Here is a 19,820-nt window from a genome sequence, read left to right on the forward strand (position 1 = left end):
ACCGGGCGATTTCCAACGCTAGAGTTCGCGCAATACGGGTGCCGCCTTCTGTCCGAGAACGCGCCAGGTGCCCGCCAGGCCGATGCCGACCGTCATCACCAGCGCGATCACCACCGTCATGACGGCAACGTCGGGCAGGAAGCTCGACGGCAGCGTCATGATCCGGCTCACGACGAACCAGGCAGCGATGCCGCCGGAGAAGAGCGCGAAGACGGCGGTGGCGAGGCCCAGCATCATGTATTCGTAACTGAAGGCGCGGATCAGCGTCGTGCGCGTGGCGCCGAGCGTCTTCAGCACCACCGCATCATGCGTCCGCGCCCGGTTTCCGGCCGCGAGCGCGCCGGCAAGGACAAGCACCGAGGCGACCAGCGCCACGGCGGCGGCGGCGCGTATCGCCGTGGCGAGCTGGCCCATCAGCTCGTTGACGATGTCGAGCGCATCCTTCACCCGCACGCTGGTGATCGTCGGATAGGCGTTTGTAATCGCCCGCAGCGTATTGGCCTCCTGCTCTGCGGTGGCCCTCGGGTCGATCATCGTCGCCAGCCAGGCATGCGGTGCGCCCGCGAATGTGTTGGGCGAGAAGACCATGACGAAGTTGATCGACAGCGATTCCCATTCGACATTGCGGAAGTTCGCGATGCGGGCGGTGATGTTGCGGCCCAGCACATTGACGGTGACGGTGTCGCCGACCTTCAGCCCAAGTTCGCCGCCTTCCTCCGCGGAGAAGGAGACGAGAGGTTCTCCGGAATAGTCTGCCGGCCACCACTCCCCAGAAGCCAGAGTGGAGTTCTCCGGCAGGTTCTTCGCATAGGTGACGCCACGGTCGCCCTGCAGGACCCAGCGGCCGGATGCGGGCACGTTGCGCCGCGAGACGTCTTCGCCGTTGAAGGCGGTGATCCTGCCGCGCAGCATGGGCACCTCGACGATCTTGCCGCCGGGCATGTTGTCCGACAGCACCTTGCGGAAGCCGTCGAGGTCGTTTCGCTGGATGTCGATGAAGAAGAAGTTCGGCGCGCGTTCGGGCAGGCTGCCGGTCAGCTCGCGGCGCAGATTGCCGTCGATTAACGTCAGGGTGACGAGCAGCGCGAGGCCAAGTCCAAGAGACAGCACCACGGAGGGCGTCAGCGCGCCGGGCCGGTGGATGTTGCCGATCGCGAGCCTGAGTGCCGGCGAATTGACCCGCGGCGCGCGCCGTGCAAGCACGGTCACCAGATAGGCGACGAACCGCAGCACCACGAAGGCAAATGCAATCGCGCCCAAAAACACGAAGGCGATGTAGCGGTCGTAGGCCGTCCAGACGGCGAGCCCGGCCAGAGCCGCCAGGAACAGCCCGGCGCCGGCGATATAGGGCCACGCCGGCAGGCGGGTGCGCTCGAAGCCCTGCTCGCGGAACAGCGCGGTTGCGGGCACTTCGCGTGCGTGGCCGAGCGGCATGACGGCAAAGGCAAGGGCCGTGATGATGCCGAAAGCCGCCGCCAGCGCCAGCGCGCCGGGGTAAAGCGTGATCTGCGAGGGTATCGGGAGGACACCCTCAAGGAAACGCGTTGCGACGAGCGGAATGATCGCACCGAGCACGAGGCCAACGGCGATGCCGATCACGGCGATCAGAACGATCTGGATAAGATAGATCGCCGAAATCAGGCGCGCTGGAGCGCCAAGGCACTTGAAGGTCGCGATCACGCCGCGTTTGGTCTCGAGATAGGCGCGCACCGCATTGGCGACGCCGACCCCGCCGACGATCAGCGCCGTGAGGCCGACCAGCGTCAGGAACTGGGAAAAGCGCGTGATGTTGTTGGTCAGCGACGGCGTCGCGTTGTTGCTGGCGCGGATGGACCAGCCGGCAGACGGAAACGCCTTTTCCGCGGCCTTGCGGATGTCGGAGAGCTTTTTCGCATTCGGCTGGTCGAGGCGGATCTTGTACTGGTTCTCCACGAGGCTGCCCGTCTGCACGAGGCCGCTTGCGGCAAGCGCTTCGCCGGACACCATCAGGCGTGGCGCAAGGCCGAAGCCGTCGGAGAGGGCGTCGGGTTCGCTGTCGATCGTGGCCGTGATCCTGACGCGCGCATTGCCGAGTAGCAGGTCGTCGCCCACGCGGATTCCGAGGCGCTCCAGCAGCAGGGGGGCTGCGAGGGCGCCGAACCTCTCGCCATCCCTGGCAAGCAGATCGGCGGTGCGGGCGGCGGGCGTGGTTTCGAGCGTTCCGTAGAGAGGATAGGCCCCGTCGACGGCCTTGAGCTCCACCAACGCCTGATCGGATCCATCCGGCAGGCGCGCCATCGAGCGCAGTCCGGCCGACACCGCAACCTCGCCGAGCCCGTCGAAATAGGCGCGCTCCTCGGCCGTTGCGACCCGGTTTCGCAGCTGGAAGCGGAGATCACCTGCAAGAAGCGACTGCCCCTGCGTCTCGATCGATCCGCTGATCGCGCTCGACACCGAGTTCACGCCTGCAATCGCCGCCGTCCCCAGAGCGATGCAGGCGAGAAAAATGTAGAAGCCGCGAAGCCCGCCGCGCATCTCGCGCAGGGCCAGGCGAAAGGCCAGCGGCAGCCAGACTGCGCGGGAGGATGCCCCGCTCATGCCGTCACCCGTTTGCCTGCGGGAGCGTCCGATGTTTCCACGGCATCGACGATCTGCCCGGACCGCATGCGGACCTGTCGGCCGCAGCGGGCGGCGAGGGCCGGATCGTGGGTGACGAGCACGAGCGTCATGCCGCGTCGCGCCTGTTCGGCAAAGAGCAGGTCGGAGATCTGGCGGCCGGTGTCTCCGTCGAGGTTGCCGGTCGGCTCGTCGGCGATCAGCAGCCTCGGTTGTGGCGCAAGGGCGCGTGCGATCGCGACGCGCTGCTGCTCGCCACCCGAAAGCTGGCCGGGATAGTGTGACAGGCGCTGGCCCAGGCCCACGGCCTCGAGCTCCTTGCGGGCAATGTCGAAGGCATCGCGCACATTGGCGAGTTCGAGCGGGACGGCTACGTTTTCAAGCGCGGTCATATTGGGAATGAGATGGAAGGACTGAAAGACGATGCCGATATTGCGGCCGCGGAAATCGGCGACCTGGTCCTCGCTCATCGTGTGCAGGGCGGCCCCGCCGATCGTGATCTCGCCGGCATCGAGGCGCTCCAGCCCGGCCAGAACCATCAGCAGCGTCGACTTGCCCGATCCCGAGGGGCCGACGATGCCGACCGATTCGCCTGCTGCGATCGAAAGGTCGATCTGCTTCAGCACGTGCACCGAAGCGGCGTCCTGCCCCAGCGTGAGGTCGGCCTTTTTGAGATCGATGATGGTTTCGCCCACGAAAATCTATCCTATATCTTGATGCAATGCGGGATCGGCCGGGAACTGCCCGGCCCGCGGACGCCGAATTCACGCACCTTACCCAGGCGGTTCCGGACTGCGGAGCTGCGCCAGCAACTTAGGATCTGCGAAATGCCGTTTAAAGCCACTCACGGAATTTTCATCGCCATCGCGCTTGCAATGCTGGCGCTGGTCCGCCCGGCTGCCGCCGAGCCGGCCCAGATCGTCGGCTTCGGTGACAGCCTGATGGCAGGGTATGAGCTTCCGGCGGAGGCGGCCTTTCCGGTGCAGCTGGAACGGGTGCTGAAGGAGAAGGGGCTGGACGTCGTCATCGCCAATGCCGGCGTATCGGGTGACACGACATCGGGCGGACTCGCGCGGATCGAGTGGTCGGTGCCGGACGGGACGAAGGCAGTGATCCTGGAACTGGGCGCCAATGATGCACTGCGCGGCATTGCCCCTGAAAAGACGGAACAAAACCTCGATAAGATGGTTTCCGATCTCAAGAAACGTGGCATTGCCGTCCTGCTCGTCGGCATGCTCGCTCCGCCGAACATGGGAGCGGAGTATGCCGAACGTTTCAACGGCATCTACGAGCGCATCGCCGAAAAGCACCAAGTCCCGCTCTATCCGTTCTTTCTCGACGGGGTGGTGACCCAGCCCCATTTGCAGCTCGAGGATGGCATGCACCCGAACGAAAAGGGCGTTTCCGTGATGGTCGAGAAGATGCTGCCGACGATTGAGCAGTTTCTAAAAAGCCTGGGGGTAAGCGGCTAGGGGTTTTCGCGGGTGCGAAATTGGAGTTGCGCAGAGGGGTAATGCGTGATTCCCTGAGCATACGATCACAGATTCGGGGAGCTCGCCATGCCGAGACTTTTTGTTGCCCTCGAAGTGCCGCGTAACGCCGCCATGAGCCTCTCGTTGCTCCGTGGGGGCCTTCCGGGAGCCCGCTGGATCGATGTCGAGAACTTCCACATCACATTGCGGTTCATCGGCGACATCGACGGGCGTACTGCCGATGAGGTGGTCGACCGGCTCGATCGCATCGAAAGGCCCGAGTTCCAGCTATCGCTGTCGGGCGTCGGATCCTTCGGCTCGAAGAAGCCGCACTCCATCTATGCCGGCGTGACACCTGCTCCGGAAATGTATGCGCTGCAGGCGGAGATAGAGCGGATCTGCCAGAGGCTCGGCCTTCCCGCCGATCCGCGGAAATTCACTCCGCATGTCACTCTTGCCCGTTTGCGGAACGCTCGTCTCGACGATGTGGTCGGCTATCTTTCCGGACGCGGCAACTTCTTCTCGTCGCCTTTCATGGTGAACCGCTTCGTGCTGATGTCCTCGAAGGAATCGGTCGGCGGCGGTCCCTATGTGACGGAGGAAGTCTTCCCGCTCTACGAGAGCGGCTCGTCGCTCGGTCCCTCGACCATGGTCGCGCATCCGCGGTAAAGCAGACGATAGACCGCCTCGAAATCGGCATGCCCGCCGAAATAGGGGTCCGGCACGTCATCTGCCGCACCCAGCGCATGGCTGCAGAAAAGCGCGATGGTGGCGCGGCTGCCCTCAGGCGCCAGCTCGCGTAGCGTCTTCAGGTTGCTGCTGTCCAGCGCGAGGATAAGGTCGAAGCGGTCGAAATCGTCTTTCGCAACCTTTCGAGCCTTCAGCTTCGAGATGTCGACGCCATGGCCGGCGGCGACCGAAATGGCACGCCTGTCCGGCGGATCGCCGATATGCCATGCACCCGTTCCGGCGGAATCGATGACGAAATCGTGATGGCGTCCCACCTTTTCGACCAGGTGGCGCAGAATTCCCTCTGCCAGCGGAGAGCGGCAGATGTTGCCGAGGCAGACGAAGAGGATAGAACGCTGGGCCAATCGAGCCTCCGAAGATGAAGGCGGGCAAATTATCTGCTAAGAGAGAGCCCTGCAACGGAGGATGTCGTCGATGAAGCACGAGAAGCTCAGCACCGAAGCCGTCACGTCCAGTCTTGCCGTTCTCGACGGCTGGAAGCTCGAAGACGATGGGCTGGCCATCGCTAAGTCTTTCAAGTTCAAGAATTTCGGCGCCGCATTCGCCTTCATGACGGAGGTGGCAAAGGCCGCCGAGCGGCTCGATCATCATCCCGAGTGGTTCAACGTCTACAATCGCGTCGATGTGCGCCTGACGACCCACTCCGCCGGCGGTGTGACCGCGCTTGATTTCCGGTTGGCTGAAGCGATGGAGAAGGCGGCCCGCATCCATTGAGAGGCTTGGTCCGGGGGAGATGCTTGCCACACGGAAGCGTCATTCCCATATCATCATGCATGGTGCTCATGGACGCGTGCAGTCAGTGTGGCGGAGTGTCGGAATGGACGAAGTGAAGATCGGAGAAATTCTGTTGCCTGGCGACGACGAGGAGCAGGAAGGCCAGCGCCAGCGTGTCCGCAAGCGCTTCTGGCCCGTGCTGAAGCGTGCCATCCGGCAGATCCCGTTCAGCCGCGATCTCGTGGCCGCCTACTTCTGCGCCCTCGACCCGCGTACGCCGGCGCGCGTGCGCGGCATCCTGCTGGCCGCGCTGGCGTATTTCGTCCTGCCGATCGATGGAATCCCGGATTTTCTCGCCGTTGTCGGCTTTTCCGACGATATTGCGGTTTTGACGGCGGCGTTTGCCGCCATTCGCGGACATGTCCGCCAGGACCACTACGACTCTGCCGACCGGGCGATGATGGATGGCCTGCAGGACGCCGTCTGAAGCAGGCAGTCACGTCTGTGTTCCTCGCTTACCAAAGGGGTGCATGCTCCGGGGGACTGCGATTCCTGCCGTTGGCGACGGCTGTCAAACTCTTGCCCGAATCTTTGTGAACACCATCACGCGATGGGATGGGCTTTTTCACCGGCGACTGGGCGGCCCGGGCTGTGGATGCAGAGGCAATTTGCATTGTCGAGGCGTTCATAGTAACCGCGGGGTCAACGAAATAAGCATCCGTTGACGTTTTGGTAACCAGAATTAAGTCAAATTAAATCAAATCGTGGCCATGCGAAGGCCACGTCCGCGTCCGGGCGACGATAGCAAGACAATCGGCAGGGAATCATGTTTGTAAGAAAGATCGCAACCGCACTCACCTTCGTCGCAGCAACCGCCGGCGTTGCTCTGGCGCAGTCACCGACGCGCATACAGCAATTCAATGCATGGGGCGCCTACTCCTACCAGTCCAGCAACGGCAAGGTCTGCTACGTCCTGTCCGTGCCGAAGGAAAAGGCCCCGGCCGGCGTCGACCACGGCGATATCTTCTTCCTCGTGTCGCAGCGCCCGGGCCAGAACATCTCCTACGAGCCGCAGGCGATGATGGGTTATCCGCTGCAGGACAACTCGAAGGTCAACGTCGTCATCGACGGCCGCACCTTCGTCATGTTCACCAAGGGCAATTCTGCCTGGGTCGAAAACGCTGCCGAAGAACCAGCACTGGTCGCGGCAATGAAGTCGGGCAAGGACATGTCGGTCAAGGCGACCTCCCGCCGTGGCACGGGCACCTCCTATTCCTATTCGCTGTCGGGCATTTCAGCGGCGCTGAAGCAGATCGAAGGCTGCAAGTAAGCGCTCTTCAACGGACAGGACAAAGGGCTGGTCGTTCCGAGACCGGCCCTTTTGTTTTTCTGAGATATCGGGGGCGGATCACCCGGCGCCGGCCTGCAGTGGATTCCGCGCTCGCCGGTCCGTCGTTCAGCCCAGATTGTCGAGCTTCGATTGCAGCGCGCGAAGCTGCTCCTTCAGTTCGTCGATATCCTTTGCCTCTGCCTTCTTCGTTTCCTTCGGCTGCGGCGCGTTCATGAAGGGCGAGAACATCTGCATCGCCTTGTGGAACATCTCGGTGTTGCGGCGAACCTGTTCCTCGACGAGCTGCATTGGCATCTGCAGGTTCTTGCCGATCGGCGTGTCGCCAAAGGCCTTGTTGATCTGCTCGCGCATCTGCGACTGCTGCTCGGTGAACGCCTGCATCGAGTGCTCCAGATAGCTCGGCACGACCATTTGCATCTGGTCTCCGTAGAAGCTGATCAGCTGGCGCAAAAAGGAGATCGGCAGGAGCGTGTTGCCCGTCTTCGATTCCTGCTCGAAAATGATCTGTGTGAGAACCGAATGGGTGATGTCCTCCCCCGACTTCGCGTCCTGGACGATGAAGTTCTCCCCCTTCTTCACCATCACCGCGAGATCGTCGAGCGTGACGTAGGTGCTCGTTCCGGTATTGTAGAGGCGCCGGTTCGCATATTTCTTGATTGTAATCGGACTGTCGTTCTTGGCCATCTGGGTCTCCTCATCCCCGTGTTCCAATCGCTCTGTGCGTTTCGAGTATCCTCAAAAAAGTGCGGCATAACAAACCCTTTGTGCGTTGCGGTGAAAAAATGCTGCGCAATATGCGCAGCACGCGCGCAGCATCGGCCGCAATAGCGTCGAATGGCGGGACAAGCCGTTTGACTCTCCTCCAAAGCTTTGCCAGTTTTGCCTTGAGGCGATTGCCGAAACAGATGGCCGATCGGCCGGGCGGGCAATCGGAAGGGCATGCCCAAGCCTATGCGGCGAATACAAGCCGCGGGTGGAATGCGACCCAGATCTTGAGGAGAGACACCCATGGCCAACCCGTCTATCGTCATTGCAAGCGCGGCCCGTACCGCGGTCGGCGCCTTCAACGGCGCCTTCGCCAATACGCCCGCCCATGAACTCGGAGCGGCGGCGATCTCCGCCGTCCTGGAACGCGCCGGGGTTTCGGCCGCCGAAGTGGACGAGGTCATCCTCGGCCAGGTGCTGCCGGCAGGCGAAGGGCAGAATCCGGCCCGCCAGGCCGCAATGAAGGCCGGCCTGCCGCAGGAGAAGACGGCCTGGGGCATGAACCAGCTCTGCGGATCGGGCCTTCGGGCAGTCGCACTCGGCATGCAGCAGATCGCGACCGGCGACGCCGACATCATCGTTGCGGGCGGCATGGAATCCATGTCGATGGCGCCCCACTGCTCCCACCTGCGCGCCGGCGTGAAGATGGGCGATTTCAAGATGATCGACACGATGATCAAGGATGGCCTGACCGACGCCTTCTACGGGTACCACATGGGCATCACCGCCGAGAACGTCGCCAAGAAATGGCAGCTTTCGCGCGAGGAACAGGACATCTTTGCCGTCGCTTCGCAAAACAAGGCGGAAGCCGCCCAGAAGGAAGGCCGCTTCAAGGACGAGATCGTTCCCTTCACGGTCAAGACGCGCAAGGGCGACGTGATCGTCGACAGCGACGAGTTCATTCGCCACGGCGCGACGATCGATGCGATGGCCAAGCTGCGGCCCGCCTTCGACAAGGAAGGCACGGTCACCGCAGCAAACGCCTCCGGCATCAATGATGGTGCCGCCGCGGCATTGCTCATGAGCGAGGCCGAGGCTGCGCGCCGCGGCATCCAGCCGCTGGCCCGCATCGTTTCTTGGGCCACTGCCGGCGTTGATCCGCAGATCATGGGCACGGGCCCGATTCCGGCGTCTCGCAAGGCACTGGAGAAGGCAGGCTGGAAAATCTCGGATCTTGACCTCGTCGAAGCCAACGAAGCGTTCGCGGCCCAGGCCTGTGCAGTCAACAAGGATCTCGGCTGGGATCCGGCGATCGTCAACGTCAACGGTGGCGCGATCGCCATCGGTCACCCGATCGGTGCTTCGGGAGCACGCGTGCTCAACACGCTTTTGTTCGAAATGAAGCGTCGCGGCGTCTCCAAGGGCCTGGCGACCCTCTGCATCGGCGGCGGCATGGGCGTCGCCATGTGCGTGGAACGGATGTAAGTCTAGGCTAACGTCATTCTCACGAACCATCCGCCGCATCCGGGCGCGATGCTTTACTGCACCGCGCCCGGCCAAACCAAAAAATCTCGACAGGGGAGGCAGGCATGACGAGGGTAGCTCTGGTAACGGGTGGAACGCGGGGTATCGGTGCCGCGATATCGATTGCGCTGAAGCAGGCGGGATACACGGTCGCCGCCAACTATGCCGGCAATGACGAGGCGGCAAACGCCTTCAAGGCCGAGACCGGCATCCCGGTCTACAAATGGGACGTGTCCAGCTATGAGGCCTGCGCAGCGGGCATCGCCAACGTCGAGGCGGATCTTGGTCCGGTCGACGTGCTGGTGAACAACGCCGGCATTACGCGCGACGCCATGTTCCACAAGATGACGCCTCAGCAATGGGGCGAGGTCATCGGTACCAACCTGACGGGCCTGTTCAACATGACCCATCCGGTCTGGAGCGGCATGCGCGATCGCGGCTTCGGCCGCGTCATCAATATTTCCTCCATCAACGGCCAGAAAGGTCAGATGGGGCAGGCGAACTACTCTGCCGCAAAGGCGGGGGATCTCGGCTTCACCAAGTCGCTTGCCCAGGAGGGCGCCGCCAAAGGCGTCACCGTCAACGCCATCTGCCCGGGCTATATCGGCACGGAGATGGTCCGTGCGGTGCCCGAGAAGGTCCTGAACGAGCGCATCATTCCGCAGATTCCCGTCGGCCGGCTTGGCGAACCGGAAGAGATCGCCCGTTGCGTGGTTTTCCTTGCTTCGGACGATGCGGGCTTCATCACAGGCTCGACGATCTCGGCCAATGGCGGGCAATTCTTCGCCTGAGAAAGACGCATCGCATGGAAATCGGATCCGTCGCTGCGCTGCACGCGGCGGCGCCTCCTTTTAATTTGCCGGCCGACCCGTTGCACAGTCCCGGTCGGGCATTGCACTATCCGTATGTGCTTCCGCAATTTGGGACGCAAAACCGCTTCGCAGTTTTGATGGAATTGCCTTACATGGCGGGGCAAAGCGGAGGCAATGACAGAGCATGAAGTTTTCCGGCACAGCCGACTACGTCGCCGACAAGGACCTGATGATAGCGGTCAACGCCGCGATCAGGCTGGAACGCCCGCTGCTGGTGAAAGGCGAGCCCGGGACCGGCAAGACCGAACTCGCGCGCCAGGTCGCAACGGCGCTAGGCCTCGAGCTGATCGAATGGAACGTCAAGTCGACCACAAAGGCCCAGCAGGGGCTCTACGAGTACGACGTGGTGACGCGCCTGCGCGACAGCCAGCTTGGCGACGACCGGGTCAACGACGTTCGCAACTACATCCGCAAGGGCAAGCTCTGGCAGGCCTTCGAGGCGCAGCGGAAGACGGTGCTTCTGATCGATGAGATCGACAAGGCCGATATCGAGTTCCCGAACGATCTGTTGCAGGAACTCGACCGGATGGAGTTCCACGTCTACGAGACGAGCGAAACGGTGTCGGCGGCAAACCGGCCGATCGTCATCATCACCTCCAACAACGAGAAGGAACTGCCGGACGCCTTCCTGCGCCGCTGCTTCTTCCATTATATCCGCTTTCCCGATGCGGAGACGCTCGCCCGCATCGTTGAAGTTCACTATCCCGGTATCCGCAAATCGCTGCTTTCGGCAGCGCTTTCGGCATTCTTCGATATCCGCGAGACGCCGGGCCTGAAGAAGCGCCCCTCGACCTCCGAGGCGCTCGACTGGATTCGCCTGCTTGTTGCAGACGACGTCGAGCCCGCCGATCTGCGGACGGACCCGAAGACGATGCTGCCGAAACTCTACGGCGCGCTGCTGAAGAACGAACAGGACGTTCATCTGTTCGAGCGGCTGGCTTTCATGGCGCGGCGCGACGGGTAGTTCTCCCCACGTTCGGGCTTCGCATGAGAACCATCGGCCCGGCCGGTTTCCGGCGCTTCCATCGCCGATGTTGATTCCGGAGCGCTCAAGCGCTATCTAGTCTTCGTTCCGTGGTGATTTGGCCGGCCGGCTTGCAGCCACGTTAAAGAAGTCGCTAAAGGGCCGCGAGAAGGGGCCTTCCCGTGGACCGGTTGCGACGAAAATCGCCGCCGGTTTTTTGTTTTTGTCGAGTGAGCCATGCCCATCAAGATTCCCGATACGCTGCCCGCATTCGAAACCCTCGTGCATGAGGGCGTGCGGGTAATGACCGAGACGGTGGCTGTCCGCCAGGACATCCGCCCGCTGCAGATCGGGCTCCTGAACCTCATGCCCAACAAGATCAAGACCGAGATCCAGATGGCGCGGCTCGTCGGTGCGTCGCCGCTGCAGGTAGAGCTTTCGCTCGTGCGCGTTGGCGGCCACAAGGCGAAGAACACCTCCGAAGAACACCTGCTGGCCTTCTACGACACCTGGGAGGAGATCAAGCATCGCAAGTTTGACGGCTTCATCATCACCGGCGCGCCGATCGAGACGCTGGATTATGAGGACGTCACCTACTGGGACGAGATGAAGCAGATCCTCGACTGGACCGTGACCAACGTTCATTCGACATTGAACGTCTGCTGGGGCGCGATGGCGGCGATCTATCACTTCCATCAGGTGCCGAAATACACCCTCGAGGAGAAGGCGTTCGGTGTCTTCCGCCATCACAACCGCAATCCCTCCTCGGTATTCCTGAGCGGCTTCTCCGACGATTTCCAGATCCCGGTATCACGCTGGACGGAGGTGCGGGCTGCGGACATTCGCAAGCATCCGGAACTGGAAATCCTGATGGAATCGGACGAAACGGGCGTCTGCTTCGTGCAGGAAAAGGCAGGCAAGCGCCTCTACGTCTTCAATCACGTAGAATACGATTCGACGTCGCTGGCCGACGAGTATTTCCGCGACGCAGATGCCGGCGTGCCGATCAAGTTGCCGAAGAACTATTTCCCGCACAACGATCCGGCGATCCCCCCCTTGAATCGCTGGCGAAGCCATGCACACCTCCTGTTCGGCAACTGGATCAACCAGATGTACCAGACGACGCCCTATGAGCTGGACCGTATCGGCACCGAAGGATGACGGGATGAGCGACCTCGAAGTCAGACCCCTGGAACTGAGCGACGAGGCCGAGTGGCGGCGGTTGTGGACGGCCTATCTGGCTTTCTACGAGACAAGCCTGCCCGAAGAGGTCTTCCGGAAGACCTTCGCCCGGCTGACGGGCGAGGACGGCGCGTCGATGGCCGGCCTGCTTGCCGTGTCGGGCGGAAGGGCGGTGGGTCTGGTGCATTTCCTGTTTCATCGCAGCACCTGGTCGACTGGCGACGTCTGCTATCTCCAGGACCTCTATGCCGACCCCGAAGTCCGCGGCATGGGCATCGGGCGCGCCCTGGTCGAGGCCGTCTATGAGAGGGCGGCTGCGACCGGCGCGCCGGAGGTCTACTGGCTGACGCAGGACTTCAACGCCACAGCCCGCCGGCTCTACGACAGGATCGCGACAAAGACCCCGTTCATCGTCTATCAGAAGAACCTCTGAAGGCCATGTTCATATCCTTCTTCCTGGCCCTGCGGGCGGCGAAGGTTCCGGTCGCGCTCCGGGAGTTCCTGACGCTGCTCGAAGGCCTGGAGGCGGGGCTTGCCGCCTTCGACGTCGAAGCCTTCTACTATCTCGCCCGCAGCGCGCTGGTGAAGGACGAGCGCTTCATCGACCGGTTCGACCGCGTCTTTGCGGAGAGCTTCAAAGGGCTCGAGGCCGTATCCGGCGGCATGTCCGGCACGATCGACCTCAACATACCGGCCGAGTGGCTGCAGAAGCTTGCCGAGAAGTACCTCACCGACGCGGAGAAGCGGCTGATCGAGAGCCTCGGCGGCTTCGAACGCCTGATGGAGACGTTGAGGGAGCTGCTTGCCGAGCAGAAGGGGCGCCACCAGGGCGGCTCGAAATGGATCGGTACCGCAGGTACCTCCCCCTTCGGGGCCTTCGGGTACAATCCCGAAGGCATCAGGATCGGGCAGGACACATTGCGCCACCGCCGCGCCGTGAAGGTCTGGGACCGTCGCGAATTCAAGGACTACGACGATACCGTCGAACTGGGCACGCGCAATATCAAGGTGGCCTTGAAGCGTCTTCGCAAATGGGTGCGCGAAGGGGCTGCCGACGAGCTCGACCTGCAGGGTACGATCCGCTCGACCGCCGAGCACGGCTATATCGACGTGGTGACGCGCCCTGAACGCCGCAACGCCCTGAAGCTTCTGATGTTCTTCGACGCGGGCGGCTCCATGGAAATGCATGTGCGCGTCGTCGAGGAGCTTTTCTCGGCCGCCCGCTCCGAGTTTCGGCACATGGAGCACTTCTACTTTCACAATTGCGTCTATGAAGGCGTGTGGAAGGATAATCGCCGCCGCCGCGTCGACGTCACGCCGACGCTTGATCTCATCCGTACCTATGGGGGCGACTATCGTCTCATCTTCGTCGGCGACGCCTCCATGAGCCCCTACGAGGTCACCCATCCGGGCGGATCGGTGGAGCACTGGAACAAAGAAGCGGGCGCGGTATGGCTGTCGCGGCTGACGACGCATTTTCCCCACGCGATCTGGATCAATCCGGTCCCGCAGGGCCATTGGCACCACACCCAGTCGATCGCGCTGATCAGCCGGCTGATGCTCGGTCGCATGTTCCCGCTGACGCTTGAGGGCCTGCAGGCGGCCACAAGGGAGCTGTCGCGCTGACGCCCGAATTGGCCGAGGCTATTTGTATGATTTTTTGATTGCCCCGTCCGCCCATTTGCCGCAGTTTGCCCGCGGAATTCGGAAATGCCGGGAGGAATGTCGATGGTTGCGGAAAATGAAGTGTTTGGCCGTCTGGAGGATGGTGAGCCGGTCTATCGGGTGACGATCACCGGCGGCGGCCTGACAGCGAAGGTGCTGACCTGGGGCGCGGTTATTCAGGATCTCCGGCTGGAGGGACATGAGCCTCCGCTTGTCCTCGGGCTTACAAGCCTCGCCGACTATGTCGCCCATTCCCCCTATTTCGGTGCGACCCCCGGCCGCAACGCCAACCGGATCGCAAACGGCCGGTTCGAGATTGACGGCCACCCCTGCCAGCTCGAGCTGAACGAACGCGGCGTTACCCATCTCCATGGCGGCAGCGACGGGATGGGCAGGCGAAACTGGCAGCTGATCGAGCAGTCGGACAGCCATGTGGTGCTGCATATCGTCGATCCGGCCGGTCGCGCCGGCTATCCCGGCACCAGCACGACGACCTGCACCTACCGCCTGACCGGGACCGGAACCCTGTCGGTCGTCTACGAGACGACCAGTGACGCACCGACCATCGCCAACGTCTGCCAGCACAGCTATTTCAATCTGGACGGCAGCAGCGACGCGTTCGATCACGAAATCAGCATCGCCGCGGATCGCTACCTGCCGGTGGACGACCGCCTGATCCCCACAGGCGAGATCCGCGCCGTCGAGGGAACCCCGTTCGACCTGCGAGAGATGACGTCGATGCGGCGGCAGACGGAAGCCGGCGGCGTGGCGTTCGACCACAACTTCTGCCTCGCGCCCGAACGCCGCGCCAAGACGCCAGTCGCCTTCGCGCGCAGCGCAAGCTCCGGGGTCTCGATCGAGGTGAGGACGACGGAGCCGGGCGTGCAGTTCTATACCGGTGCAATGGTGAATGTGCCCGTGCCGGGGCTGGAAGGCCGGACATACGGCCCCTTCGCCGGCTTCTGCCTGGAGACGCAGATCTGGCCGGATTCCGTCAACCAACCCACCTTCCCCAAGGCGGTCCTTCGGCCAGGCGAGATCTTGCGGCAGGAGACGGACTACGTCTTCAGCAAGCGCTGACGCCTCTATTCGCTCCGATCTCTACCGCCACATAGTCGAGTTGCCCATTGCCGCTCGAAAAGATTTCCAAATACGAACCAGGCGAAAGGCGCTTGGACGTCGCAGGGTTCGTGGCGGCAGGTCGTGGTATCGGCGTTGTTCTGCACTTGATTTTCGAGCGGGTAGAACAACGGTAGCAGCGCGCGGGCATCAAAACGTGCGGCTTCAATTGTCAAAGGATGAAATCGGCCTTTGCGAGCATCCGCGCATCATCGAGATGAAAGGCGAAATCCGACTTGCCGTCGCCATCCACGTCACCACGAATATAAGTGTCGGATTTCCCCTTGTCGTAGCGCAGTTCCCCGGCCTTATCCGAGAAGACGTCCGCTCCGATGAAGGTGAAACCCTGATCGCCACCCTTTTTCGTGCTGGCGTCGATAGCCGAAACGTCGATCTTGTCGCCGTTGGAGAAGTCGAAAATGGTATCTCGGCCGGATTTGCCGGGCGTGGAATCCTGAAGGGTTTTGAAAATGAAGATGTCCGACCCCGTGCCGCCGTAGAGCTTGTCCGCGCCGAGACCGCCAATGAGCTTGTCGTTGTTGGAGCCGCCGTTCAGCGTATTCGCGGAGTTGTTGCCGGTGATCGTGTTGGAAAGGTTGTTCCCGGTACCGCTGGTCTTGCCGTTGCCGACAAGCGTCAGGTGCTCGACGTTGGCCGTAAGCGTATAACTGATTGACGACACTACATGGTCAGTCCCTTGCTTGGCTAGTTCGACTACCTTGTCGCCCTCGTTGTCGATGATGTAGGTGTCGTTGCTTGTGTTGCCCGCCAGCGTGTCAGCCCCGGTGCCGCCGTCCAACAGGTCGCTGCCGCGGCCACCCCAAAGCCCGTCGTTGCCCGATCCGCCGTAGAGCTTGTCGTTGCCTTGTCCGCCGGTGAGTTCGTCTTTGCCGCTCTGGCCGTAGAGCTTGTCGTTGCCCTTATCGCCGCCAAGAAAGTCGTCGCCGGTCCCACCATCAAGCAGGTCGCCTCCGCTCCCGCCCTTGAGGGAGTCGTTACCGCCGCCGCCAGAAAGGATATCGTTGCCGCTGCTGCCGTCGAATATGTCCTTGCCCGTACCCCCGGAAAAGCTGTCTCTCCCCATGCTGCCGACAAGTTCGACGCTTTCCACATTCTTCAACGTTACCGACGCGATAGTGAATGAAGGCGCATCCGAAACCGAGATTTTCAGGCCGGTCGTGTAGAACCGGAAGTCGAGGGACACATGGTCGGTGCCGGATCCGCCGTCTACCACGATTTCATCCTCGGGGTGGAGTACGGCCTCGAACCGGTCATTGCCGGATCCAAGGTCCACGGTATAGGAGTTCGGCTTGGCCGTCGTGACGAACACGAAATCGCCTCCGTAAGTCTCGGCCAGGGTAGCGTATCGAAAGTCGCGCACGACGTCGTTGCCCTTGCCGCCGTAGAACTTCCCGCCTACGCCGTGGATGATGTAGAGGGTGTCGTTGCCGTCGCCGCCGTCGACCATGCAGTTGACGCCCGCGGTGTAGAGTGTGTCGTTCCCAGCTTCACCAAGGACCCTGTCGCTACTGGTTTGCGCGGCGTTGTACTCGTAGCTGTGGTAATCTTCATTGCCACCGAAGAGCGTATCGTCGCCGGTTCCGCCGTGGAGAGTGTCGCTCCCGTCGTCACCAATGAGCGTGTCATTGCCGCCCAGCCCCTTGATAATATCGTCCTCGGAAGTCCCCTTCAGGAGGTCTTTGCCAGACGTTCCGGTAATCTCGGCCATGCTGCGTCCTCAATTCGGGTAAATAGGGGCCAGTCTTGCGGGCGGAACGCCACGCCGGCTGTACTATAAGTTGTTCCGTGCGCAGCCTCAATTATCGAAGCTGTAGAAATCAGTCACCGTCTCAACCAAAGGTGCAGGGGGGGTTGCACACTAGAGACCAATTCTCGCTCAGAGTGACATGCACGAAACCGTCGATGGAAATACCAGGCGCTATTTCTGCGATTCCAGATGCGCCAAAACGCACAAAAGCCCCGGCGAACCGAGGTTTGCAGCGTCTTGGAAGAATGGAGCGGGTGAAGCGATTCGAACGCTCGACCCCAACCTTGGCAAGGTTAGAGAGGGTCTACTCCACGATATCCGGCAATATCCAAAAACACGATAAGGCATTGAAAAATATATGAAACACCTTGACATGCTTTTCGTGCCTACGCTAGGGTAGCGCAAACATTTTCCCTCACGGTGTTGACCAGGTGTTGACCAGCGGTGATGACCATGAGGCCGGTATCGGAGGCCGTTCATGGCAAAGCGTGTAGGCGTGGCATTGACCAAACGTGTCGTCGATGCGGCTGAAAAGAAGGACAAGCGCTACTATCTCTGGGATAGCGAGCTGTCCGGTTTCGGTCTGCGTGTCGAGACCAGCGGCGCTAAGACCTTCATCGTCCGTTATCGGGCCGAAGGTGGCGGCCGGTCCGCAGCTCAGCGCTTCGTGACCGTTGGTCGATCTGGTCCCCTGACGCCGGAGCAGGCCCGCAGGCAAGCCAAAATCTTACTCGGTGGCGTGGCCAAGGGAGAGGACCCGGCGGACGAACGTCGTGCCAAGCGCCGGGAGATGAGAATCAGCGGCCTGATCGATCTTTATGAAGAGGAAGGCTGCGTGATCCAGCGGGGTAAGCGGCAGGGGCAGCCGATGAAGCCGTTGACCAAACAACTGACGCTCGCCCGCCTGCGGAACCATGTGGTGCCGCTGCTCGGCCACAAGCGCGTCAGTGAAGTCAACGCTGGCGACATCGAACGCTTCGTCCGAGACGTGACTGCCGGTAAGACGAGCCGCGACGAGAAAATTGGCCCACGTAAGCGCATCATCGTGAAAGGTGGCGAGGGTGCTGCGCGCAAGGTCGTTCGCGACCTCTCCGCCGTCTTCAGCTTCGCCATTCGCAGCGAGATTGTCGAAAGAAACCCTTGCGAGACCGCCGCTGTCCGGAAAACGGACAATCAGCGGGAGCGCTTCCTGACGCTTGAAGAAGTGGCGCAGCTCGGCGCTGCGTTAGACGCGTTGGAAGCGGAGGGGGTAAACCCCAAGGCCGTTAACATTGTCCGGCTGTGGGCTCTGACAGGTTGCCGCCGGGAAGAGATTGCTGCGCTCAAATGGGCCGAGGTCAACCTGGCGGACGGGCTTCTGGAGCTTGACGATAGCAAGACCGGCAAATCCGTCAGGCCGCTCGGCGCGGCCGCTGTCGCTCTTTTGGAGAGCCTCCCGCGCGAGGTGGCCAGCGGCTTTGTCTTCCCCGCCGAGCGGGGCGAAGGCTATTTTCAGGGCACGAAGCGGATCTGGGCGAAGGCGGTGAAGAAGGCTCGATTGCCTGGCGTGACTCCGCACACTTTGCGGCACACGATCGGCTCAACGGCCATCTCGACCGGCGAGGCCCTCGCTCTCACTGGCGCCATTCTCGGTCACTCCAATCCGCGTTCGACCGCGATCTACGCCCATGTCCAGAACGATCCGTCGCGGCGGGCCGCCAATCGCGTCACCAAGAAAATCGCTGCGGCCCTTGCCGGTAAGACGGTCGGTGTCCGGCGCCCGTCGGCCAAGACAAAGACCGATGATCTCAGCGCTCTCGTGGCCAACCTCGTCGCTCGTCTTGAGGCGGAAGGCATCGATGGCGCTCAGGCGCAGACGATTTTCGCCGAGGCCATTGCGACAAATGCCGGACGAAAAAAATCGGCGACGTCCACGGTCTCGTCCAAGGCAGCCTGAGTATGTCGGCGCTCACCGAGGTTTTGGCCGCCGCGCGCATCGCCAGCCGCGGGAGATGGTCTTCCACTGCGCGCATATCGAACCTTCGGCTGAGCGCGGGCGTCTATTGAAAATGCCGGCATTTGGCCGTACATTGTCGATAAAAGAAGGAGGCATTTATGGCTCATGCCCAAAAACGGGAAGATCAACCGACAAGCCGCCGCCGGGCCGAAAGGCTGGAAGCGCGGGTAACGGCTGAACAGAAAGCGCTCATCGAGCACGCCGCGGCGCTGGAAGGCCGCAGCATCACCGATTTCGTGCTGGCGAGCGTGCAGGATGCCGCCAAACGCACCATTGCGGAGCATGAGGTGATCCGACTCAGCGTCAAAGATTCTCAGGCTTTCGTCGAGGCCCTTCTCAACCCGCGTGAGCCCGGCCGAAGAATGAGGGAAAGCGTGGCTTCCTACAAGGCATTGATGGGCGAACAATAATCGTGGGTTCTACCGCAAAGCCTGTCATCGAGCTTCTCGACACGGCAAGGCACGACCGTTCACAATTCTCCTGCGGTGTCGAAGCTCTTGATCGCTATCTGCAGTCCCAGGCAGGACAGGACGCACGGCGGCGTGTCGCCGCTCCCTACGTTCTGCTGGAACCGCCATCCACCACCGTCATCGGCTTCTACACGCTTTCGAATACCTCGGTCCAGTCAGCCGAGCTCCCGCCCCCATTGGTGAAGAAGCTCCCGCGCTATCCCACCCTGCCGGCTACATTGCTCGGCCGGCTGGCCGTCGACGCGAAGCAGCGCGGCAAAGCCTTCGGAACACTTCTGCTCCTCGATGCGCTTCGCCGGTGCCTGCGGAGCGAAACTGCCAGCCTGGCGATCATAGTGGATGCCAAGGATGATATGGCAGCCTCGTTCTATGAACGGCATGAATTCTACCGCCTGCCTGACCAGCCCAACCGGCTGTTTAAACCCATGGCCGAGGTTGAGAAGCTATTTGTCGATTCGACGCCATAACATTCGAGCGTGCCAACTCTGCAACCGCTGGGAGGACAGATTGTCCTCGGGCGCTGATGACTTATACGATATTGCCGAGTGTCTTCGCTCGCCATCTTCAATGACAGCCGGCTAGATCAGCGTGCTTCCTGAGATCCGTTTTTGCGCTTTTGCGCATTTCCGGCTCTGCGGGGTTGGCGTGCGTCGTGAAGAACCTTGGTTCGAGT

Annotated in this window: 20 protein-coding genes and 1 riboswitch; of the genes, 15 read left to right on the forward strand and 5 right to left on the reverse strand. The window is 61.9% G+C overall.

Features of this window, described 5'->3' with window-relative positions; genetic code table 11:
• Positions 1–18 precede the first annotated feature (18 nt).
• Together CRO48_RS08155 and CRO48_RS08160 are read right to left on the reverse strand one after the other, a co-directional pair.
• A complete protein-coding gene (locus CRO48_RS08155; protein WP_097137983.1) occupies positions 19–2,577 on the reverse strand; it encodes an ABC transporter permease in 2,559 nt (852 codons plus the stop codon).
• On the reverse strand, positions 2,574–3,290 hold the full coding sequence (locus CRO48_RS08160) for an ABC transporter ATP-binding protein (protein ID WP_097137985.1): 717 nt from the start codon (positions 3,288–3,290) through the stop codon (positions 2,574–2,576). Before CRO48_RS08160 ends, CRO48_RS08155 begins: the two co-directional genes overlap by 4 nt.
• A gap of 132 nt (positions 3,291–3,422) precedes the next feature.
• Here CRO48_RS08160 and CRO48_RS08165 point away from each other — a divergent pair, with 132 nt between their 5' ends.
• Positions 3,423–4,067 carry an arylesterase gene (locus tag CRO48_RS08165; RefSeq protein WP_097137987.1) on the forward strand — a complete coding sequence of 215 codons (645 nt, stop codon included), beginning with the start codon at positions 3,423–3,425 and terminating at the stop codon, positions 4,065–4,067.
• Positions 4,068–4,154: 87 nt separating this feature from the next.
• Positions 4,155–4,736, forward strand: a complete 582-nt coding sequence (gene thpR, locus CRO48_RS08170; RefSeq protein ID WP_097137989.1) for an RNA 2',3'-cyclic phosphodiesterase — start codon at positions 4,155–4,157, stop codon at positions 4,734–4,736.
• Here thpR and CRO48_RS08175 read toward each other — a convergent pair.
• Positions 4,682–5,161, reverse strand: a complete 480-nt coding sequence (locus tag CRO48_RS08175) for a low molecular weight protein-tyrosine-phosphatase (RefSeq protein ID WP_097137991.1) — start codon at positions 5,159–5,161, stop codon at positions 4,682–4,684. The genes thpR and CRO48_RS08175 overlap by 55 nt on opposite strands.
• A gap of 70 nt (positions 5,162–5,231) precedes the next feature.
• Between CRO48_RS08175 and CRO48_RS08180 the strand changes: the two genes are divergently transcribed.
• The 3 genes from CRO48_RS08180 (at position 5,232) to CRO48_RS08190 (ending at position 6,861) form a co-directional block, all read left to right on the forward strand.
• The gene (locus CRO48_RS08180; protein WP_097137994.1) at positions 5,232–5,531 is read left to right on the forward strand and encodes a 4a-hydroxytetrahydrobiopterin dehydratase; all 300 of its coding nucleotides are present in this window, start codon (positions 5,232–5,234) and stop codon (positions 5,529–5,531) included.
• A 103-nt stretch (positions 5,532–5,634) separates the two neighbouring features.
• Entirely contained in the window at positions 5,635–6,018 is a 384-nt protein-coding gene (locus tag CRO48_RS08185) for a YkvA family protein (RefSeq protein ID WP_097137996.1), read from the forward strand.
• Between the two features lie 339 nt (positions 6,019–6,357).
• Positions 6,358–6,861, forward strand: a complete 504-nt coding sequence (locus CRO48_RS08190; protein ID WP_097137998.1) for an invasion associated locus B family protein — start codon at positions 6,358–6,360, stop codon at positions 6,859–6,861.
• 126 nt (positions 6,862–6,987) lie between these two features.
• Here the strand turns inward: CRO48_RS08190 and phaR are convergent, their stop codons facing one another.
• Positions 6,988–7,566, reverse strand: coding sequence for a polyhydroxyalkanoate synthesis repressor PhaR (phaR, locus tag CRO48_RS08195; RefSeq protein WP_097138000.1), 579 nt, complete (start codon positions 7,564–7,566; stop codon positions 6,988–6,990).
• A 324-nt stretch (positions 7,567–7,890) separates the two neighbouring features.
• On the opposite strand from phaR, the gene CRO48_RS08200 reads away from it, so the two are divergent.
• The 7 genes from CRO48_RS08200 to CRO48_RS08230 all read left to right on the forward strand — a co-directional run bounded on the left by CRO48_RS08200 (position 7,891) and on the right by CRO48_RS08230 (position 14,874).
• The gene (locus tag CRO48_RS08200) at positions 7,891–9,072 is read left to right on the forward strand and encodes an acetyl-CoA C-acetyltransferase (protein ID WP_097138002.1); all 1,182 of its coding nucleotides are present in this window, start codon (positions 7,891–7,893) and stop codon (positions 9,070–9,072) included.
• Between the two features lie 104 nt (positions 9,073–9,176).
• Positions 9,177–9,902, forward strand: coding sequence for a beta-ketoacyl-ACP reductase (gene phbB, locus CRO48_RS08205; protein WP_097138005.1), 726 nt, complete (start codon positions 9,177–9,179; stop codon positions 9,900–9,902).
• Between the two features lie 205 nt (positions 9,903–10,107).
• Positions 10,108–10,947, forward strand: a complete 840-nt coding sequence (locus tag CRO48_RS08210) for an AAA family ATPase (RefSeq protein ID WP_097138007.1) — start codon at positions 10,108–10,110, stop codon at positions 10,945–10,947.
• Positions 10,948–11,047: 100 nt separating this feature from the next.
• Positions 11,048–11,125, forward strand: a riboswitch (SAM riboswitch).
• 59 nt (positions 11,126–11,184) lie between these two features.
• Positions 11,185–12,108, forward strand: a complete 924-nt coding sequence (metA, locus tag CRO48_RS08215; RefSeq protein ID WP_097138009.1) for a homoserine O-acetyltransferase MetA — start codon at positions 11,185–11,187, stop codon at positions 12,106–12,108.
• Between the two features lie 4 nt (positions 12,109–12,112).
• A complete protein-coding gene (locus CRO48_RS08220) occupies positions 12,113–12,562 on the forward strand; it encodes a GNAT family N-acetyltransferase (protein WP_097138011.1) in 450 nt (149 codons plus the stop codon).
• Positions 12,563–12,567: 5 nt separating this feature from the next.
• On the forward strand, positions 12,568–13,755 hold the full coding sequence (locus tag CRO48_RS08225; protein ID WP_097138013.1) for a vWA domain-containing protein: 1,188 nt from the start codon (positions 12,568–12,570) through the stop codon (positions 13,753–13,755).
• A gap of 96 nt (positions 13,756–13,851) precedes the next feature.
• Positions 13,852–14,874, forward strand: a complete 1,023-nt coding sequence (locus CRO48_RS08230) for an aldose epimerase family protein (protein ID WP_407071899.1) — start codon at positions 13,852–13,854, stop codon at positions 14,872–14,874.
• A 211-nt stretch (positions 14,875–15,085) separates the two neighbouring features.
• On the opposite strand, the gene CRO48_RS33230 is transcribed toward CRO48_RS08230, so the two are convergent.
• A complete protein-coding gene (locus CRO48_RS33230; RefSeq protein ID WP_141402021.1) occupies positions 15,086–16,642 on the reverse strand; it encodes a calcium-binding protein in 1,557 nt (518 codons plus the stop codon).
• Positions 16,643–17,159: 517 nt separating this feature from the next.
• Here CRO48_RS33230 and CRO48_RS08245 point away from each other — a divergent pair.
• From CRO48_RS08245 to CRO48_RS08255, 3 genes are all read left to right on the forward strand, one after another.
• Positions 17,160–18,617 (forward strand): tyrosine-type recombinase/integrase, encoded by a 1,458-nt coding sequence (locus CRO48_RS08245; protein ID WP_051796299.1) that lies wholly within the window; start codon positions 17,160–17,162, stop codon positions 18,615–18,617.
• A 158-nt stretch (positions 18,618–18,775) separates the two neighbouring features.
• Positions 18,776–19,087, forward strand: a complete 312-nt coding sequence (locus tag CRO48_RS08250; RefSeq protein ID WP_035224494.1) for a type II toxin-antitoxin system TacA family antitoxin — start codon at positions 18,776–18,778, stop codon at positions 19,085–19,087.
• Positions 19,088–19,089: 2 nt separating this feature from the next.
• Positions 19,090–19,614: a GNAT family N-acetyltransferase gene (locus CRO48_RS08255; RefSeq protein WP_308384985.1), complete on the forward strand. Its 525-nt coding sequence runs from the start codon at positions 19,090–19,092 to the stop codon at positions 19,612–19,614.
• Positions 19,615–19,820: the final 206 nt, after the last annotated feature.

It is taken from the genome of Rhizobium subbaraonis (genome assembly GCF_900220975.1).
Lineage (GTDB): Bacteria > Pseudomonadota > Alphaproteobacteria > Rhizobiales > Rhizobiaceae > Mycoplana > Mycoplana subbaraonis.

Bases quoted from the DNA above. Each gene is read 5' to 3' on its own strand.
- CRO48_RS08220 (WP_097138011.1), top strand. From the start codon at position 12,113: ATGAGCGACCTCGAAGTCAGACCCCTGGAACTGAGCGACGAGGCCGAG.
- metA (WP_097138009.1), top strand. From the start codon at position 11,185: ATGCCCATCAAGATTCCCGATACGCTGCCCGCATTCGAAACCCTCGTG.
- CRO48_RS08185 (WP_097137996.1), top strand. From the start codon at position 5,635: ATGGACGAAGTGAAGATCGGAGAAATTCTGTTGCCTGGCGACGACGAG.
- CRO48_RS08230 (WP_407071899.1), top strand. From the start codon at position 13,852: ATGTCGATGGTTGCGGAAAATGAAGTGTTTGGCCGTCTGGAGGATGGT.
- thpR (WP_097137989.1), top strand. From the start codon at position 4,155: ATGCCGAGACTTTTTGTTGCCCTCGAAGTGCCGCGTAACGCCGCCATG.
- CRO48_RS08165 (WP_097137987.1), top strand. From the start codon at position 3,423: ATGCCGTTTAAAGCCACTCACGGAATTTTCATCGCCATCGCGCTTGCA.
- CRO48_RS08250 (WP_035224494.1), top strand. From the start codon at position 18,776: ATGGCTCATGCCCAAAAACGGGAAGATCAACCGACAAGCCGCCGCCGG.
- CRO48_RS08190 (WP_097137998.1), top strand. From the start codon at position 6,358: ATGTTTGTAAGAAAGATCGCAACCGCACTCACCTTCGTCGCAGCAACC.
- CRO48_RS08200 (WP_097138002.1), top strand. From the start codon at position 7,891: ATGGCCAACCCGTCTATCGTCATTGCAAGCGCGGCCCGTACCGCGGTC.
- CRO48_RS08180 (WP_097137994.1), top strand. From the start codon at position 5,232: ATGAAGCACGAGAAGCTCAGCACCGAAGCCGTCACGTCCAGTCTTGCC.
- CRO48_RS08155 (WP_097137983.1), bottom strand. From the start codon at position 2,577: ATGAGCGGGGCATCCTCCCGCGCAGTCTGGCTGCCGCTGGCCTTTCGC.
- CRO48_RS33230 (WP_141402021.1), bottom strand. From the start codon at position 16,642: ATGGCCGAGATTACCGGAACGTCTGGCAAAGACCTCCTGAAGGGGACT.
- CRO48_RS08225 (WP_097138013.1), top strand. From the start codon at position 12,568: ATGTTCATATCCTTCTTCCTGGCCCTGCGGGCGGCGAAGGTTCCGGTC.
- CRO48_RS08210 (WP_097138007.1), top strand. From the start codon at position 10,108: ATGAAGTTTTCCGGCACAGCCGACTACGTCGCCGACAAGGACCTGATG.
- CRO48_RS08245 (WP_051796299.1), top strand. From the start codon at position 17,160: ATGGCAAAGCGTGTAGGCGTGGCATTGACCAAACGTGTCGTCGATGCG.
- phbB (WP_097138005.1), top strand. From the start codon at position 9,177: ATGACGAGGGTAGCTCTGGTAACGGGTGGAACGCGGGGTATCGGTGCC.
- phaR (WP_097138000.1), bottom strand. From the start codon at position 7,566: ATGGCCAAGAACGACAGTCCGATTACAATCAAGAAATATGCGAACCGG.